Origin of the sequence: Lacrimispora sanguinis (genome assembly GCF_044987295.1) — a bacterium.
GTDB classification, from domain to species: domain Bacteria; phylum Bacillota; class Clostridia; order Lachnospirales; family Lachnospiraceae; genus Lacrimispora; species Lacrimispora celerecrescens_B.
In genome coordinates this window covers 1,856,034-1,873,806 of sequence record NZ_CP173277.1, presented here as the reverse complement: position 1 = coordinate 1,873,806, position 17,773 = coordinate 1,856,034, and the positions used below count along the sequence as shown (strand labels likewise).

11 protein-coding genes are annotated in these 17,773 nt (G+C 38.9%); all 11 read left to right on the top strand.

Annotated elements, in window-relative coordinates; all coding sequences use genetic code 11:
* Nucleotides 1-83 precede the first annotated feature (83 nt).
* The 11 genes from ACHZES_RS08795 (at nucleotide 84) to ACHZES_RS08745 (ending at nucleotide 17,758) form a co-directional block, all read left to right on the top strand.
* Nucleotides 84-2,480, top strand: coding sequence for a VirB4-like conjugal transfer ATPase, CD1110 family (locus ACHZES_RS08795; protein ID WP_091232307.1), 2,397 nt, complete (start codon nucleotides 84-86; stop codon nucleotides 2,478-2,480).
* Nucleotides 2,481-2,572: 92 nt separating this feature from the next.
* On the top strand, nucleotides 2,573-4,444 hold the full coding sequence (locus tag ACHZES_RS08790) for a C40 family peptidase (RefSeq protein ID WP_395549388.1): 1,872 nt from the start codon (nucleotides 2,573-2,575) through the stop codon (nucleotides 4,442-4,444).
* 60 nt (nucleotides 4,445-4,504) lie between these two features.
* The gene (locus ACHZES_RS08785) at nucleotides 4,505-5,419 is read left to right on the top strand and encodes a hypothetical protein (protein ID WP_091232310.1); all 915 of its coding nucleotides are present in this window, start codon (nucleotides 4,505-4,507) and stop codon (nucleotides 5,417-5,419) included.
* Nucleotides 5,420-5,614: a DpnD/PcfM family protein gene (locus ACHZES_RS08780; RefSeq protein WP_091232313.1), complete on the top strand. Its 195-nt coding sequence runs from the start codon at nucleotides 5,420-5,422 to the stop codon at nucleotides 5,612-5,614.
* Between the two features lie 15 nt (nucleotides 5,615-5,629).
* The gene (locus ACHZES_RS08775; protein ID WP_395549378.1) at nucleotides 5,630-5,992 is read left to right on the top strand and encodes a hypothetical protein; all 363 of its coding nucleotides are present in this window, start codon (nucleotides 5,630-5,632) and stop codon (nucleotides 5,990-5,992) included.
* An 800-nt stretch (nucleotides 5,993-6,792) separates the two neighbouring features.
* A complete protein-coding gene (locus ACHZES_RS08770) occupies nucleotides 6,793-7,149 on the top strand; it encodes a TnpV protein (protein WP_395549377.1) in 357 nt (118 codons plus the stop codon).
* A 488-nt stretch (nucleotides 7,150-7,637) separates the two neighbouring features.
* Nucleotides 7,638-13,457, top strand: a complete 5,820-nt coding sequence (locus ACHZES_RS08765; protein WP_395549387.1) for a helicase-related protein — start codon at nucleotides 7,638-7,640, stop codon at nucleotides 13,455-13,457.
* 57 nt (nucleotides 13,458-13,514) lie between these two features.
* Entirely contained in the window at nucleotides 13,515-14,120 is a 606-nt protein-coding gene (locus ACHZES_RS08760; protein WP_395549376.1) for a class D sortase, read from the top strand.
* Nucleotides 14,121-14,128: 8 nt separating this feature from the next.
* Complete coding sequence (locus ACHZES_RS08755; protein ID WP_395549375.1) at nucleotides 14,129-14,509, top strand: hypothetical protein; 381 nt, start codon at nucleotides 14,129-14,131, stop codon at nucleotides 14,507-14,509.
* Nucleotides 14,510-14,552: 43 nt separating this feature from the next.
* The gene (locus tag ACHZES_RS08750) at nucleotides 14,553-15,239 is read left to right on the top strand and encodes a SpoVG family protein (RefSeq protein WP_395549372.1); all 687 of its coding nucleotides are present in this window, start codon (nucleotides 14,553-14,555) and stop codon (nucleotides 15,237-15,239) included.
* 29 nt (nucleotides 15,240-15,268) lie between these two features.
* Nucleotides 15,269-17,758 (top strand): PIN domain-containing protein, encoded by a 2,490-nt coding sequence (locus ACHZES_RS08745; RefSeq protein ID WP_395549371.1) that lies wholly within the window; start codon nucleotides 15,269-15,271, stop codon nucleotides 17,756-17,758.
* Nucleotides 17,759-17,773 lie beyond the last annotated feature (15 nt).

The following is a 17,773-nucleotide window of genomic DNA, read 5'->3' as shown; positions in this document are numbered from 1 at the left end:
CTTTTTAGTCGGGGTAATGTTGGCACTTGCCGGGATTACTCCGGCGGTGCTATATGCGAAAGCAGAAAGGAAGGTAAGAGCGAATGGGCTTATTTGGAGACGGATTCAAGGTGTTAAAGAAAGCAAGTGAACCTCTTTACAAGGCACCGAAATCCATACAGGAAACCATTGAAATTATGGCGGTAGCAGAGAATGGAATCTTTGAAGTGGCAAAGAATAGATATTCAAAGTGTTATCGTTTTCAGGATATTAACTACACCACAGCAACAGAGGATGAACAAATTGGAGTATTTGAGAGATATTGTAAGTTCCTTAATTCTTTGGATTGTAACTTCAAAATTACAATCAACAATAAGAATAAGAACATGATTGATCTGAGAGACAAAGTTCTGCTTGCTTACTGTGATGATGGTTATGACAGTTTCCGTAAGATTTACAATGACATCATTGAAGAAAAGATTCATGAGGGCAGACAGGGGATTGAGCAGGAAAGATACCTGACTGTCACGATCGAAAGAAAGAATTTCGAGGAGGCAAAGGCACAGTTTGCAACCCTTGAAGCAACCATTCATAAGGCATTTGTAGAACTTGGAGCAGAGATTGTTCCTCTTTCTGGAAATGAAAGAATTAAGGTGCTTTATGATTATTACCACTTAGGAGATGAGAACAGTTTCAACTTTGATTTGAAGGAAGCAAAGAAGGTAGGAGCGGATTTTAAGAATGATTTATGCAATGGCATGATTAAGTTCTTCCCAGACCACTTTGAAGATGAGAGCAAGTTCTGCAGAGCATTGTTTATTAAGAAGTATCCAAGCAGCTTGTCAGACCGATTCATCAATGAGATTACGTCACTTCCAGTACACTCTATGACGAGTATTGATGTTGTTCCAGTTCCAAAGGACTTGACCACAAAGACACTTCAGAAGAAATACTTAGGTATTGAATCTGACATTATCAAACAGCAGAGAGTTCGTAATAAGAACAATGACTTTTCTACTGAAATCTCATATGCAAAGAGAACAGAGAAAAAGGAAATTGAAGCAATTATGGATGATGTGCGTGAGAATGACCAGTGCCTGTTCTATGTGGGAGTCACCATTATTGTTATGGCGGAGAGCAAAAAGGAATTAGAAAGCATCTGCGAAACCATTGAAACCATTGGAAAGCGTAACAGTTGTACCATTGATGTGCATTATTTGAAACAGAGAGAAGCACTAAATACTACACTTCCAATTGGAGTGAGACAGGTAGAAACCATGAGAACTATGCTTACACAGTCACTAGCTGTTCTTATGCCATTTAATGTGCAGGAATTAAATGATGCTGGAGGTAATTACTACGGCATCAATCAGATTTCAAAGAACATCAATGTAGGGAATCGTAAGAAACTGATTAACGGAAACGGATTCGTATTTGGAGTACCTGGTTCTGGAAAGTCCTTCTTCTGTAAGATGGAGATGGGAAATGTATTCTTATCGGGTGATGATGAAATCATCGTAATTGATCCAATGAACGAGTATTTTGATATTGCACAGACCTATGGTGGAACTGTAGTAAATATGTCTACCTACACAGACAACTATGTGAATCCCCTTGCGATGGATGTATGGAACTTAGACCAGAACGATTCTAAGGGTTGGGTAAGAGAAAAGGGCGAGTTTATGCTTGGTCTTTGTGAACAGTGTATTGGAGATACTTTAAATTCCAGACAGAAATCAATCATTGATAGATGTGTAAGAAAACTCTATATCGACATTGCAAGAAGCAAAGAAAAGTATATCCCTGTTATGTCAGACTTCTATGATTTACTGTTACAGCAACCAGAAGATGAAGCGAAGGATATTGCATTGTCACTTGAGTTATTTGTATCTGGTTCCTTAAATATCTTCAATCACCAGTCAAATGTGGATGTAGATAACAGATTTACTGTATATGGAATCAGAGACTTAGGTGCAGAACTTAGTCCTATTACTATGCTTGTTATGATGGAGAGTATTCAGCAGAGAATTGTAGAGAATGGAAAAGCAGGTAAGGCAACTTGGCTTTATATTGATGAATTCCACGTTTTGCTTAACTCAGAATATTCTGCGAAGTATTTACAGCAGTTATGGAAAAAAGTGCGTAAGCAGGGAGGTTTATGTACTGGTATCACACAGAATGTCGTGGATTTATTACAGAACTATACAGCTACCACAATGCTTGCTAACTCAGAATTTGTAGCCTTATTAAAACAGGCAAATACAGACAGTTCTAAGATGGCAGAAGTAGTTGGTGTATCAGAAGCACAGCTTCGATTTGTAACAAACACTTCATCAGGTATGGGACTGATTAAATGTGGTTCAGTAGTTATTCCATTTGATAATCAGATCAGTAAGGATACCAACCTCTATAAACTTTATAACACCAATATCCATGAAAAGATTGCGGAACAGAAAGCAAAAGAGGCAGCACTTGCGAGAGCAAAAGGAATTGAAGAATAAGAAGGATATGCCACTAGGAGTAATCATGGTGGCATGTTTTATTTGGCAGGGAGGTAAGAACATTGAACATCAAAAAGGTTGATGATAAGCCGATGGTGATTCATACCAAAGAGAAAGCGAAGATTCACAGCCATGTTCCCAAAGGTGCATCCATCAAAGGTAGTAATATATACACTGTTGACCGTTCTCCCAAGATTAAGGGTAGTGCGGTTGCTAATGAGAAGCAAAGTAAGTCATATCGAAAGAGCACCATTCATAAGACAAAGGCTGATAGAACAGGACGTATTTCTAAATTCTGTAAAGGGATACAGAATAGTAACCAGCCCATTAAGGTCAAGAAGACTACACTTCGGAATGCAGGAGTTGTAGGTGCAAAGACTGCAACAGACCATATGGAAGGTGGTAGAGAAGTACAACAGGCTGCTGGAATTATGTATGAAGCATCGAAACCGGTAACAGGTACTGCGTCGAGAGGTGCGGCATTGTTTAAAAGGCAGGCAATCGCAGCAAAGCAAAGAAAGATTAAGCAGGTTCAGGCAGGTAAGAAGATTGCAAAGAAAGCAGCGAAAAAGACTGTAAAAGATGTGTCGAAAAAAGTCGCTAAAGAGACTACAAAAGAGACTGCAAAGAAAACAGCTAAGATTACGGCTAAGGTTACAACAAAAGTTGCAGCTTCGGCAGCAGGCACAGCAGTTGCGCCGGGAGTTGGTACAGCAATAGGTTTTGCGGCAGGAGAAGTAGTTGGAGCAAAGATAGAACATGACGATATGGTGCGTAGTAATCGTGCAAGAAAAGTGAAATTCTTTTTAGATAAGATGAAAGCACAGAATGATCAGCAGGATTCTCTTGCAAAACTTGTAAAAGATTTGGTGTTTCGTAGAGCATCAATGGTGATTAAGCAGATTATCGCAGTGATTGGTCCGTTTCTATTGCTGTTGGTTCTTTTGATAGCGCTGATATGTGTGCCTGTGATTGCAGTAGTTGCAACGATTTACAATTCACCATTTGCTTTATTTTTACCACCACTTGAAGCGGGTGATACAGTCCAGACAGTTACAAGTGCTTATGTTGCAGAGTTCAATCGTGATGTGAATACTCTGGCAAATGACCATACGGGATATGACAGTGGAGAAGTGGTCTATGTGGATTACGAAGGTACGGATGCTAATCCATCTAATTACTACGACATTATGTGCGTGTATATGGTGAAGCATGGAATTGGGGATGCTGCGACTATAATGAATGATACTTCTAAGGGGTGGCTTCAGGATGTGGTAGATGACATGTGTTCCTATACAACGAGTTCAAGAACAGAATCACATGATAATGGAGATGGAACAACAAGTTCTGAGACAATCCTAAGTGTAAATGTATCAATAAAGAGTTATCGGGATATGATTACCATATATGGTTTTTCTTCGGAACAGATAGCACTTCTTAATGAAATGATGAGTCCAGAGAATCTTGCAATGATTGGCTACTCTGGTGGAGGTGGTGGCGGAGGAAACAGTGTTTCTTCGCTGACACAGGCAGAGATAAATGCCATCTTAAATACGATTAGTGATAGTACGCAAAAGTCAGTATTAAGTTATGCACTGACAAAAGTAGGTTATCCATACAGTCAGGATTTAAGAGATACAGGCAATTATTATGATTGCAGTTCACTGGCATATTATTCATGGAGAGCTGCGGGAGTGGATATCAGTTATGGTGGTGCAACCACAGCAGCTGCGGAAGCACAGGGACTTAACGAAACAGGAAAGTCCGTAACAGAAGCAGAACTTCAACCGGGCGATCTGATTTTCTACAGTTATACAAATAACGGCAGATATATGAATATCAGTCATGTTGGTATTTATGCTGGAAATGGAAAGATGGTTGAAGCGAAAAACGAAGCAGAGGGTGTTGTATATGGGGACTTCCATAGTGGAAGTGCTGTGTTATATGCAAGACCAAATAAGTAGACAAAGGACAAGGGTGAAGCCAAGAAGGTTTCGCCCTTCTTTTGTAGAATGGAGGAATTTATGAAGTTAGAAGAGATTGTGCTTGTGAAAGAGCATTTAAAAGGAAAAACAATGAATTATCTTTTATCGTTGGATGATTTCATGCAGATTCATGTTGGAAGAAAAACGGATTCGCTGGTCATGGGTGGTCAGATTGCATTAGCACTGGCAAAGACCTTGTCAGAGGATAAGAACTGGATGCAGATTGAGTTTTCAGAGCATAAAAGAGTGGAAGCAAGATTTTGTTCTAGTGAAATGCAGCTAAGAGGATTTCTTGGTGGCAGATTTGATGAGATTGATGTAAAGACAGTATTTGCAGAGGATGTATGTAACGCTTACTGCCTTGATAAAGTAACCAATCTTGGTCTGAGAATTGATGGAAGTACCAATACTAAGTTTCAATTCACTTACAAACCAGTGGACAGCCATTTTGAGCAGGGAGATATTCTTCACAATTTCAATGGCTCGGACTACAGAGTATTAGAGAAGCTATCTGCTAGAAACTTACTTCTTATGGATGTAAAGCAGGGAAGTATGGTAGTTGCAATCGGTTCTGGAATGTACACCAAGTATCCAAAGGGCGAAGAACCTACTGAGGATAATCAGACAATCGGTTTGGAGTGGGATCATGGAGTATATCTTGGGAATACACCGAGCCTTGTAGATTTTTCAATCATCAGAGAAAAGTACGGTGAAGTGAAAGAGATTGAAACCATTGATGATTTCAGAAGCAGTCAGGAGGATTTGTTCAACTTCTATAAGAAGATTGCAGAGAGTCCAATCCTTGAAACCTCTGTGAAAGAGGCTGCTACGAATGCAATGTATGATGTCTTTTGCACTGGCAGACAGGAAGTGTTCTTAAATAATCTATCAGGTGGCAAGTATGATAGTAATTTTATTGGAGCAGCACCTGTGCAGAAAGAGATGGTGAGATAGATGGCAACAAAGGTATTTGAGATAGAGATTAGTGAGCAGCTTTCAAGAGTGGAGAAGATAGAAGCAGAAACACTTGGAGATGCCATTGATAAGGCAATGGAACTTTATTATGGGCAGAAGGTAATCCTCGATGCAGATGATATGAAGGGCGTAGAATTTCAACCTATAGAACAACAAAAAGAGAAAACACGATAAGCGGAGGATAAGGCAATGAAAAAAACTAACAGTATTGACAAAACAATGGAATTTTTAATGAGTGAACTTCATAAGGAATGGGACAGAACTGGTGCTACGAAAGCATCCGTTCTTATTTCTTTAGGGGAAGTAGAGGAAGTGAATAAAACACTTGTAGCTACAATTATGAAAAGACAGGAACAGGCTGACAAAGCTATTGATTTCAAGGAATGTGTCAGACTTTCCAAAGAGAACTATATTCTCTTACGCCTTGCTAGAAAGATTAAGAAAGAAGAAGACCGAACCAATAAATTAGCGTTGGGGTTGGAATTTGAATTGGCATTGGACAAAGAGGAATTAAAACTATTTAAGGGAATATTCAAAAGCAAAGTTCAGTAAATAATACGGAGGTGATGGAATGAGCGTAGATTATAAAGTAAGAGCAATCTATGAAGAAGAAATTCACGATGTTACAAAGTCAGCGGACAAATGGAAAACTGTACTTCGTCTGGCTGGTAATCTGTATCGTTATGAATTTGATAACATTATTATGATTTATGCCCAGAAGCCACGAGCAACATTATGTGCTGATTATGATACTTGGAAGTTAGTGGACCGATTTGTTAAGAGGGGAAGTAAAGGCATTGCCATCTTCCCTTCAAGAGCATTAAATCCACGAATGAGATATGTGTTTGATATTAGCGATACGGGTGGCAAAAACAAGAACCTGACATGGACATTAGAGGGAGATTTCTTAAAGGATTATCTGGATATGCTTGTGTCAGAAGGGCAGATTAAGCAGTATGATGGAACAGACAGAAACACGATGATGACTTCGCTAAAACACTTTACAAAGACCGAGATCAGAGGCATAATAGAAGAGGAATTCGAAGATCGAATGTCCGAATTAATGCAACTATCAGGTAGTGTGATAAAGGAATTTTTTACAAAACGCAAGGGCTTACCAGAAGATATGAGCATTTCTGAACAGTTAGTATTTCAGAGTGTTATGTATGTGGTAGGTACGAGATGTGGATTTGACTTATCTATGCAAGAACAGGATTTTAGTCAAATCGTAAATGTAACTGATGAAGATACAATTTACCGTCTTGGTTCTCTTGTATGCGATGTCTCCTGTAGTGTTCTGAAAAGTTTTAATCGTAACTTGAAGACCATTGAAAACGAAAGGAGATTATCATATGGCAGAGATGGCGTTAATGTATCACGAAGTGGACGGACTACTGTATCCGAACATTCAGATGGAGGAACAGAACCTTCAGAATCTGGGCAAATACGGAAGAATGGCGATGAAGTATCTACAGGAGAACAATCCGAGCAGATACAAGACACTGTTCCGATTCGGGATGCTAGAGGAGAAGATGAAGGAAGTGGAAGAGGAAGCAAACCAGTTGCTAGACCAGCTGATGGAGAGTTATCTTCAGAAACACAAACCAGAGAATCCATCCTCAACAATGGAGATGTGGAAGATCAGAGAACAGGCGAAGATGCAGGCAGAGGAAGTAGTGTTTCATCAAGTAGTGATGACCTTTTATTAAATAACACATCGGAAGATGAAGAACTGAACAGAGAACTGAATGAATTAAATTCATTTGGAAATAGTGGGGAAGCCGAGTATCATCAGGCTTCCTTTTTTGATGCAGATTTTGAACTTGAGAAAAAGGGACAGGAAGTAACAAAGAAAGCTGCTGGAGGATATCAGTACACTTATATTGAACCAAAGAAAGAATTGGTAGTGCCAGCGGAATATGTGAAACAGACCTTACTTCGTGGTTCGGGATTTGAGAATGGTAGAACCCGTATCTGTAAGATATATGAAACAGAGATTGATGCAGGTACAAGAGCTAGACTGGTAAAAAAGGAATATGGTCAAGGTGGAGCAGGCTGGCCGCTTGAAGGGTATGGACTTCATGGCTATGATACTTTCCATTCTCAAGGACTTCGCTTTCAGTGGAGAGATGAGGAAGGCGAAAAAGAAGGTTATATTTCTTGGAAGACAGTAGAAAAAGAGATTGGTGTTCTCATTATGACAGGGGACTATCAGCCAGAGAGACAATCTCTTGACGAGATAGCAATGGATAGTGACAGGGAAGATATTATAGACGCTGAATATAGAGAAGTGGAAGATATTGAACCAGAGGAAGTAGAAATAATTGATTCCTTTGCGATTCCTGATGAACCAGAAAGCTATGAGAGTAGCAGAGTGCAGGCGCAAGTGGATAGTTCCCCTGAAATGACACCAGAGGAATTAGCAGAAGAAGATCATATGGTTACAATGGCTGAGTATGGTGCAGAGATGAAGGCAGAAGCTGAGAAACTAGAAGTAATTCCTACAGATTATGCACAGGTCATTGCAGATATGGATGAGGATAAAAGGGATGCAATGGAGATACTTGTAACAGAGTGTTCCATTTATAGTCCGTTTCATCCATTCTTACAGGACTTAGCAGCTTCAACAAGTTTGTTAATGCCAAATCGCTTGGCGTTCTTGTCGGGTATAGCATTAAGTGATAAGGAAGAACGCACAGGATACTGTAATAATCGTTTTGGATTGGTTGAATATGTCATGAAACCATTTGAAGTTCAGTTAAATTACAAGAACCGACATGGCGAGCGAGTGAAGGACAGAACGGGATACCGAGAATTATATGAAGTCTTATCCTATATGTCGAAGCAGCCATTTTATTGTGGGGAAGATGCGAAAGCAAGATATTTTGAAATGCTTATCGGTGATAAGGAAAAGATGAAGCCTATTTATCGTGATTTCTTAGATAAGCAGAAAGCATTTGTCGAGAACCAGGAGAAACATAAAGCATGGAGTGATAGTTTTCATGGTGGTGCTATTAATGCTGAAGTATCTAGGTCAGAACCAGTTGAAACACCTGTGGATGGAGAAAAGCACAACTTCCATTTCAATCTATGGGAAGTACCAAAAGGTGGAGCTAAGACCAGATATCAGTGGAATGTGGATGCGATTCATACTCTAAAACTTGTGGAATCAGAGGGCAGACTTGCTACAACAGAAGAGCAAAAAACTTTGTCGAATTATGTCGGATGGGGCGGTTTATCTCAGGTATTTGATGAGAAAAACGAGAACTGGAAAAAGGAATTTGCGCAGTTGAAGGAGTTGCTTTCCGAGGATGAATACACAGCAGCCAGAGCAACTGTTAATAATGCATTTTATACAGCACCAGAAGTGGCAAGCTGTATGAGTCAGGCATTGGTACAGTTTGGCTTTCGAGGTGGCAATGTATTAGAGCCATCTATGGGTATTGGTAATTTCTTTGGGACAATTCCAACACCATTACAAAGAAGTAACTTATATGGAGTGGAGCTAGATAGCATTTCAGGAAGAATTGCAGGGCAGTTATATCAGAAAGCCAACATCAGTATTACAGGCTTTGAAAAAACGACTTATCCAGATAACTTCTTTGATGCAGTCATAGGAAATGTGCCTTTTGGTGATTATAAGCTATTTGATCCAAAGTACAATAAGTACAACTTCCGTATCCATGATTACTTTATCGCAAAAGCATTAGATCAGGTAAGACCGGGTGGAGTGGTTGCAGTAATTACCACAAAGGGAACGCTTGATAAAAGCAATCCTACCATCCGAAAGTATCTTGCAGAACGAGCAGAACTAGTGGGTGCAGTAAGACTTCCGAATACTGCATTTAAGGATAGTGCTGGTACAGAAGTAACTTCCGATATTCTATTTCTTCAAAAGAGAGAACGAAAGATTGACATTGAACCTGACTGGGTGCATTTAGGTTATACCGAGAATGGCATTGCAGTAAACAGCTATTTCACAGAACATCCAGAAATGATGTTAGGTCGTATGGAGTATGATACTAGAATTTATGGGCAGGACAGCAGATATACAGTCTGTGTGAATGACGATGAGGACTTCAATCTTTATGCAGCGCTTAATCAGGCAATCAGCAATATCAAAGCAGAAATGACAGATTTCGACAGGGCAGTCGATGCAGAGGAAGTATCGAAAGATACCATCCCAGCAAATCCTGATGTAAGAAATTTCACTTACACATTCTTTGAAGGAAAGCTCTATTACAGAGAAAATTCCGAGATGGTAAGACAAAATGTTTCAGATGCAGCGGAGGAGAGAATCAGACTGTTAGATGAAATCAGACAGGTAACAAGAGAACTGATTGATTTGCAGATGGAAGGATGCAGCGATGAGGAACTTGCAAACAGCCAGAGAACACTAAATAAGAAATATGATAATTTCGTGGAGAAGTATGGCTATGTAACATCGAAAGCAAATAAAATAGCATTTCGTGATGATAGTGATTATCCTTTGCTTTGCTCTTTAGAAGAGGTAAATGAAGATGGGGAGGTCAAGAAAGCGGATATGTTTTATAAGCAGACGATTAAGGCAAAAACTGTGATTGATCGAGTGGAGACAGCTGTGGAAGCTCTCAATATCTCAGTAAATGAGTTTGGTGGAGTAAATCTTCCCTATATGCTCAGTATCTATGAACCAGATATTGAAGGAATGAGACAGAATGTGGCAGAGGATATGGATGTTCCGTTCCCAGAGGTAGAGTTCTCTGATGAACTGACATCATTCTTGAAGAGAGCTGCACTTGTGCAGGAATTAGAAGGACTAATCTTTTTAAATCCTGCCAGCTTCAATGAGAACAATCCAAATGCAGGATGGGAAACATCAGATGAATATCTGTCTGGTAATGTAAGAGATAAGTTTCGTGTAGCAAAGGCAGCAGTTAGTAATAATCCATCCTTTGCCGTGAATGTGGCTGCACTTGAAAAGGTTCAGCCCGTAGATATTGAAGCGAGCGATATTGATGTAAGAATTGGTTCTACTTGGGTGCAATCTACGGATTACGAGCAGTTTATTTATGAACTGGTTAATACGCCAAGAAGAGCAAGGGCAGTTAAAACAGAGTGGTATAATTCAGGCATTCAGGTACACTTAAATAAGATGAGTATGGAATGGTTTATTGAAAACAAAACGATGGATAAGCGTTCTGTGGCAGCTACAAAGACCTATGGTACAAGCCGCATGGATGCTTATTCTATTTTTGAGGATACCTTGAATCTAAAGATTGTAACAGTTAGGGACAGGGTGGATGATGGGGATGGCAAGTATCATTATGTGGTTAATAAGAATGAGACAATGCTTGCTAGAGAAAAGCAGTCCCAGATTAAGGAGAAGTTCAAAGACTGGTTATTCTCAGATCCAGAACGCAGAGCGAAGTATGTGGAGTATTACAACGAGACTTTCAACAACAGCAGACTTCGTGAATATGATGGCAGTCATTTACAGTTTCCGGGGATGAATCCTGAGATTGATTTAAAGCCACATCAGAGAAATGCCATAGCAAGAATACTTCTTGGTGGAAATACTCTGTTGGCACACTGCGTAGGAGCTGGAAAGTCCTTTGAAATGATGGCAGCCTGTATGGAGCAGAAAAGACTAGGACTTGCGAATAAGACCATTATGGTTGTACCAAAACCTTTGATTGGACAGACAGCTTCTGAGTTTCTAAGACTGTATCCTTCTGCGAATATCTTGGTTGCAAGGGAACGAGACTTTGAGAAGAGCAGGAGAAAACAGTTTGTATCTCGTATTGCAACTGGGGATTATGACTGTATTATCATGTCCCACTCGCAGTTTGAAAAGATTCCTATTTCTGCGGAACGTAAGGAGCGAATGCTGAATCAGAAGATTGAGGAAATCACCTATGCCATTGATGAAATGAAGTCGCAAAATGGCGAAAGGTGGACTGTTAAGCAGATGGAGTCAGCCAGAAAGAAGTTAGAGGAACAGCTGAAAACCTTAACTGATGAAAGCAGAAAAGATGATTTGATTACCTTTGAAGAGCTAGGTGTAGATTCCATTATGGTTGACGAAGCGCATAATTTTAAGAACCTTGCGATATTTTCTAAGATGAACAATGTATCTGGTATTAGTTCTACAGGTGCAAAGAAGTCTACGGATATGCAGTTAAAGTGTCAGTATCTAAGCGAGATTAACCAGGGCAGAGGTATTGTATTTGCTACGGGTACACCAATTAGTAATACCATGTGTGAAATGTATGTTATGCAGTTGTATTTGCAGAAAGAAGCATTAGAGCAGATGGGAATCTATCACTTTGATTCTTGGGCGGCAAACTTCGGTGAGGTAACAACAGCACTGGAATTAACCGTAGAAGGTAGTGGTTTCCGATTTAAGAGCAGATTCAATAAGTTTACTAATCTTCCAGAACTGATGAACATTTTCAGGGAAGTAGCAGATGTGCAGACTTCGGATATGCTTGACCTTGATGTGCCAGCACTTCGAGGTGGCAAGGCAATGATTGTAGAAAGCGAACCAGACTGGTATGTAAAACAGGTAATGGAAGACTTTGTGGTAAGAGCAGAGAGGATTCGTAATGGTGGAGTTGATCCATCGGAAGATAACTTCTTAAAGATTACTCACGAAGCAAGATTACTTGGAACGGATGCAAGACTGTTAGATAAGGATGCACCGAATAATCCTGATGGTAAGCTGAATAAGGTTGCAGAGAATGTATTTGTAGAATATGAAAGAGCGAAAGCTGATGGCCGTATTGGTTGTCAGCTTATTTTTTCGGATATTGGAACGCCATCAGCGGAGAAGGATTTCACTGTATATGATTATTTGAAACAGTCCCTTGTTCAATATGGAATACCAGAGGAAGAGATTGCTTTTATCCATGATGCAAAGACAGATGCACAAAGGGATGTCTTGTTTAAGGAAATGCGAGCAGGCAAAAAGAAAGTACTCATTGGTTCTACTGATAAATGTGGAACTGGTGTAAATGTACAGACGCACCTTGTAGCACTTCATCATGTGGACTGTCCGTGGAAGCCTTCTAGTATCGAGCAGCGAGAAGGAAGGGGAATCAGACAGGGAAATGAGAATGAAGAGATAGCAGTTTACCGCTATGTTACGAAAGGTACTTTTGATGCGTATAACTGGAGTTTGGTGGAGAATAAGCAGCGATTTATCAGTCAGGTCATGACCAGCAAAGCGATTAGTCGAAGCTGTGAGGACATTGATGAAGCAACACTTTCCTATGCAGAGATTAAGGCAGTCGCAACAGGTAATCCATTGATTAAGGAGAAGATGCAGCTTGATAATGATGTACAGAGATTGAAGCTATTAAAAGCGTCTTATGATAATCAACGATATGGATTGCAGGATAACTTCATGATTCGTTACCCAAAACTGATTAAGGCGGCTAATGAAAAACTTGCCTGTGTAAAAGAGGATATCAAAGCCAGAGATGCAGAGCTTATCAATAATCCTGATTTTTCGGTTGTTGTTGGCAAGTTCACCTTTACGGAGCGTGTGGATGGTGGAACAAATCTTCTGGAAACCATCAGTAAATGTAAAACTGGGGAAACAACTGCAATAGGTGCTTTTCATGGGTTTGAACTCTTGGTAGAGAAAAACTTCTTAGGAGTAAATTATCTAATTTTAAGAGGAAATACCGAGTATAAGATGGAACTGTCCACCAGTCCTGTAGGAAATATGGTAAAGCTTGAGAATACTTTTGCTGGAATATCGGAGAATGAGGATTTTCTTCATAAGGAGATTGAACAGTATGAGAATGACTTAGCAGCTTCTAAAGAGGAATATGAGAAACCATTTGCCCATGAGGAAGAATTGCAGGAGAAGTTAGCCAGACAGTTTGAACTCAATGCAGAACTTGACCTAGAAAACGCAAAGAGTGTTGACGCAGATTTAGGTGGAGCAGAGCAGTCCGAAGAGGAAGAAAAGAACATCGGTGTAGCAGAAAGAGACGTACCTTACCAGACGGATAACAGAATAAGATAGTGTGATGCCCTGTCGAAAGATGGGGCATTTTGTAAATAAGAGAGGATGTGATGCAACTTGGACAGAAGAAAACTGATAGCGGGAATGTGCATTGTGGTGGGAATTGCTTTTATGGCAGTTCCTTTTTATTACTACAACAAAGGAGCAAATGAAACAGAAAGGCTGCTAGAGGGATTTACGCAGGCAGTAGAGGAAGAACAGGATGAAGAGACAGCAGATGAAAAGGAAGAGCAAACCACCCTTAGTGAAACGGATGCCGCCTTATTTGCAGAAGGCGATGTTATTGCCATTCTTGAAATTGAAGAATTAGGCATTAAATATCCCGTAGTAGAGGGAGCCACTTCTAGCAATTTGAATATCGCTGTAGGTCATTTGACTGAAACAGCAGGGATTGGAGCATCGGGAAACTGTGTAATTGCTGGTCATAATGGCAGCAGATATGGGGAATATTTCACGCATTTAGACAAAGTGAGTGTTGGTAGTGAAGTTACGCTGCTTGATAGGAGCGGTATTACCTACACCTATGAAGTGGCTGACAGTTTTGTGACCGATCCTTATGACAATTCTATAAAAGTACAGGGAGAAGATACAGAATTAACTCTTTTTACCTGTGCGAGTAAGGGCACGATGCGTTTCGTTGTGAAATGTGTTTTGAGAGAGTAGGTGAGGATATGGAAGAAAAGAAGATGTACCGACTCGGCGATATAGAAGATGTAATTGCTGAAATAGATTTTTCAGACACAGATGATGATATTGCAGAGATTGATGATGATTTAGAGTTCTGGATCAGCGGATGGTATGTTGTGATACCAAGTCTTGGTATCCATGTCAGAGAAGGTGTAGCGTGTACTTTTGATGAAGAAGAAAACATGTTTATGCCAGACTTTGATGTGACTGTGGTTTATGAAGGAGAGATAGCTTCTGAGTCATGGATGTACTACGAGCAGGACGGGATTTTAATAACTTTGGCAAACTGGCTGAATGGCAGAATGCCAATAGACGCAATCGAGAAGCTAGAGTGTTATATCGAGATTGCAAATGTAACTAATTAATTTATATTTGTCGGCAAGAAGCAGACAGGAAGTGAGGAACTATATGAAATATTCAATTAAAGTTAATGAAGTGAAACAAAAAGAAGGAAAAGAAAGCAACATTCGTGGATTTGCTACTGTTGTATTTGGAGATTCTTTTAAGATTACAAATATTGCAATCTTGGAGAATAAGGATAAGGAGCAGTTGTTTGTATCCATGCCTCGCTATCGTTCTAATGAGCGTGATGAGAATGGAGGAACAATCTACAAGGATGTTTGCAATCCAGTAACAGCAGAATTTCGTGAGGAACTCTACGGGAATATCTTAGAGGCATACAATCAGGAGATTACCAAAGGAAAAGGTCAGGATACACCAGGGAAGTCTGAAGTAGAAATGCCTGAGTTCTCTGTATCTGTTACCCCTTATGAGAAAGAGGGAAGCAGTATTCGTGGACTTGCCCGTATTTACTTTGATGACAGCTTTATTGTCAACAATGTGAGTATCTTACAGGGGAAAGATAAGTTGTTTGTAGCAATGCCTGCGTATAAGACCAAGCAGGTCGATGAGCAGGGAAAAGCGATTTATCAGGATGTGGTATATCCGGTTACAAAGGAGTTTCGTGAGAAGCTCTATAGCCAGATTATCAATGAATACGATAAGGCAAAGGAGCAGACACAAACACAGGCACAGGAACGAGCTACACAAGTGCCTGACAGAGCACCAGAGAAGGAAGCAACACCCTTTCGATAAACAATAAACATTAGGGGACAGGCCATTGCTTGTCCCCGCACTATGATTGGAGGAATGAAAGATACACAATAGATTTTTTTGATGATGAAAAGGGTAAAAACTATTTGGATTTTTGTGAATGGATGGAGAGTCAAATACCTTTTAACAATAAAAGAATGACAATATTAGTTCCAGATATTGATTTTGATTGGCTCGAATTTAAAAAGGAATTTTGCGATTCATTACAGAGTATCAGTAATAAAGTCAAAGAAGCAGAATTTATATATAAACCAGCAAATCAAGATGAAAGTTATTCAAATTCGTATCGTTTAATGGATGTATTGTTTACAGAGGGCTTATTGCCAAACTATAGCTTCCCAAGAAATATTGTAAACTTCTGGATAGAGGATTTGAATGGTATTGTGAGAGAAAGTCCAGAACGTAGCATTGATATAGCATTAAGTGAATATGCTCCTGGAAGAAGTTTAGTTGTAAATAAGCAAACATATATATCTGGAGGATTATATGATTACTATACTAAATTCCAGAAAGAAAACAGATTCAAGGCGGCACAACCATGGTTAGAGCTTGATGAAACAAGTAAAAAAGTACAATGCTGTTCTAATGGTGCGTGTGGATGGTTTGGTGTTGATGAACAATTTGAATCATGTCCACTGTGTGGAAGTGAGTTAATTACTCAAACGATGATTAAGCCTTGGGGATTTGCGGCACGAGAAGGTAGAAATGTTCCTGAGACACAAGAAAATCAAGAAATGTCATATGCAAGTGAACCTTCATACTCATCGCTGCCATCTGGAAATGAAATGGAACAAGTGGGTAGAGCTGGTTTTATGAAGATTGAGAACAGAGAAAACCAAAATCTTGTGATCATTAACAAGGGACCTGATGATGAAGGGTTTGAACTATGTAGCGAATGTGGTGCAATTGAACCAGCAACGATAAATTCTACTGAACGATTAAATCGAAAGAGACCATATAGAATTAAAATGTTGAAACTTAGATGGAAAGATTTACAATTCGATGAGTTGGTTAAGGAGCTTATTTGTATAAGTTCGTACATTAGCACAATAGGTGAGGCTGCTTTCAACATTTGTGACATAAGTGATACAATCATTGAAAAAATCAATTTCTCTGATAACAATATAGCGTTGACACAAATAAAGAATTTGATGGAATTATCAATTGTTAATAAGAATGTTGATAATAAAGCTTTTTATACTAAGGAAATATTGAAAAAAGCAAAGAAATCTGAATCCTATATAGATATGTTACAGCTATATCAAGCGGTAGGAATTAACTCACATGAATTTGCATTACGATTTGATGATGAAATTACTTCTATTTACAACAAAAAAATTGTAAGTGAGCTTATTGTGGCAATCATGGAAAGAAAATATCAGAAAATCCCAGAATTCTTTGAGTACGATGTATTCTTTAACGATTTTAGTCAATGCATTGATGCCATTGGAAATCTTTTATCAGGAGTGAATCTATATCAGAGAATTGAGCGTGATAAGCTAGAAGAGAATATAGGAAAGTGTGTTGATAGTGCAGCATTAAAATCATATATTGAACAAATGGAGTCTAAGAGAATATTCTTGGCTAATCAGCATCTCGATTTGAACAATATCATGTCGGAATATAATCAGAGTATGACGGAGAACTTTGCTGAGAATATCAACATTATCAAACAGAATATTGATGATCAAGCAGCATTTTTAACTTTATCAAGTGAGGAAAAGAAACTTAGAACAGTTTTCGTACTTGACACATGTGCAATTATTCATCATCCGGATTTGCTAAATTATTTTTCTATGGATGAGTATATTAGAATTCCAACAAAAGTTATTGATGAACTTGGGAAAATAAAGGATGGAAGAAGTAATAAATATGATTACGAGACTTCAAATATTGCAAGAAATGTAAGTAAAGATATTGAGAACGCACTTATCACAATGAATAAACAAACGGCATACAGATTTGTAATTGAAAACGCTAATACAGATTTGCTTCCATTAGATTTAGATCCAATGGTTCCAGATAATCAGATATTATCGGTTGCAATGAAGTATATGGAAGAAAAACCAATAATTATAAGTGATGATGGTGTATTTAGATTGACATCCACTAGCCAGAATATTGAAACAATTTCTGGAGCAGATTTTATTCAGTCTAGAAAGAATGGTACTCGCTCTATGCCAAGAGTAGAAGTAACGGAACAAAAGAAAGACAATGTAGATGTATCTATAGACACTCCTCCTGATGTTACAGAAACGACATGGAAAAAACTACCACTATCGAGTTTAAGAAAAATTGCGCCAGTGATGGATAACAATGTTATTACATATTTATCCCAGAATAAAATTAGAACAATTGGAGATTTCTTTGAGTTGACACTTGAAGCAGTTGATAGATTACCTGGTAGAGCTAAACAAGCAATCTATAAAAATGCCATTAATTCTGTAATAAATAAGAAAGATGAAATAATGACAAAAATTCAAAGTGGAGCATTGAATTAGTGAATGGTTATATAA

What these genes read in the sequence shown, in the direction of transcription:
- ACHZES_RS08795 (WP_091232307.1), top strand. Translation starts at nt 84, where the DNA reads ATGGGCTTATTTGGAGACGGATTCAAGGTGTTAAAGAAAGCAAGTGAA.
- ACHZES_RS08790 (WP_395549388.1), top strand. Translation starts at nt 2,573, where the DNA reads ATGGTGATTCATACCAAAGAGAAAGCGAAGATTCACAGCCATGTTCCC.
- ACHZES_RS08785 (WP_091232310.1), top strand. Translation starts at nt 4,505, where the DNA reads ATGAAGTTAGAAGAGATTGTGCTTGTGAAAGAGCATTTAAAAGGAAAA.
- ACHZES_RS08780 (WP_091232313.1), top strand. Translation starts at nt 5,420, where the DNA reads ATGGCAACAAAGGTATTTGAGATAGAGATTAGTGAGCAGCTTTCAAGA.
- ACHZES_RS08775 (WP_395549378.1), top strand. Translation starts at nt 5,630, where the DNA reads ATGAAAAAAACTAACAGTATTGACAAAACAATGGAATTTTTAATGAGT.
- ACHZES_RS08770 (WP_395549377.1), top strand. Translation starts at nt 6,793, where the DNA reads ATGGCAGAGATGGCGTTAATGTATCACGAAGTGGACGGACTACTGTAT.
- ACHZES_RS08765 (WP_395549387.1), top strand. Translation starts at nt 7,638, where the DNA reads ATGACAGGGGACTATCAGCCAGAGAGACAATCTCTTGACGAGATAGCA.
- ACHZES_RS08755 (WP_395549375.1), top strand. Translation starts at nt 14,129, where the DNA reads ATGGAAGAAAAGAAGATGTACCGACTCGGCGATATAGAAGATGTAATT.
- ACHZES_RS08750 (WP_395549372.1), top strand. Translation starts at nt 14,553, where the DNA reads ATGAAATATTCAATTAAAGTTAATGAAGTGAAACAAAAAGAAGGAAAA.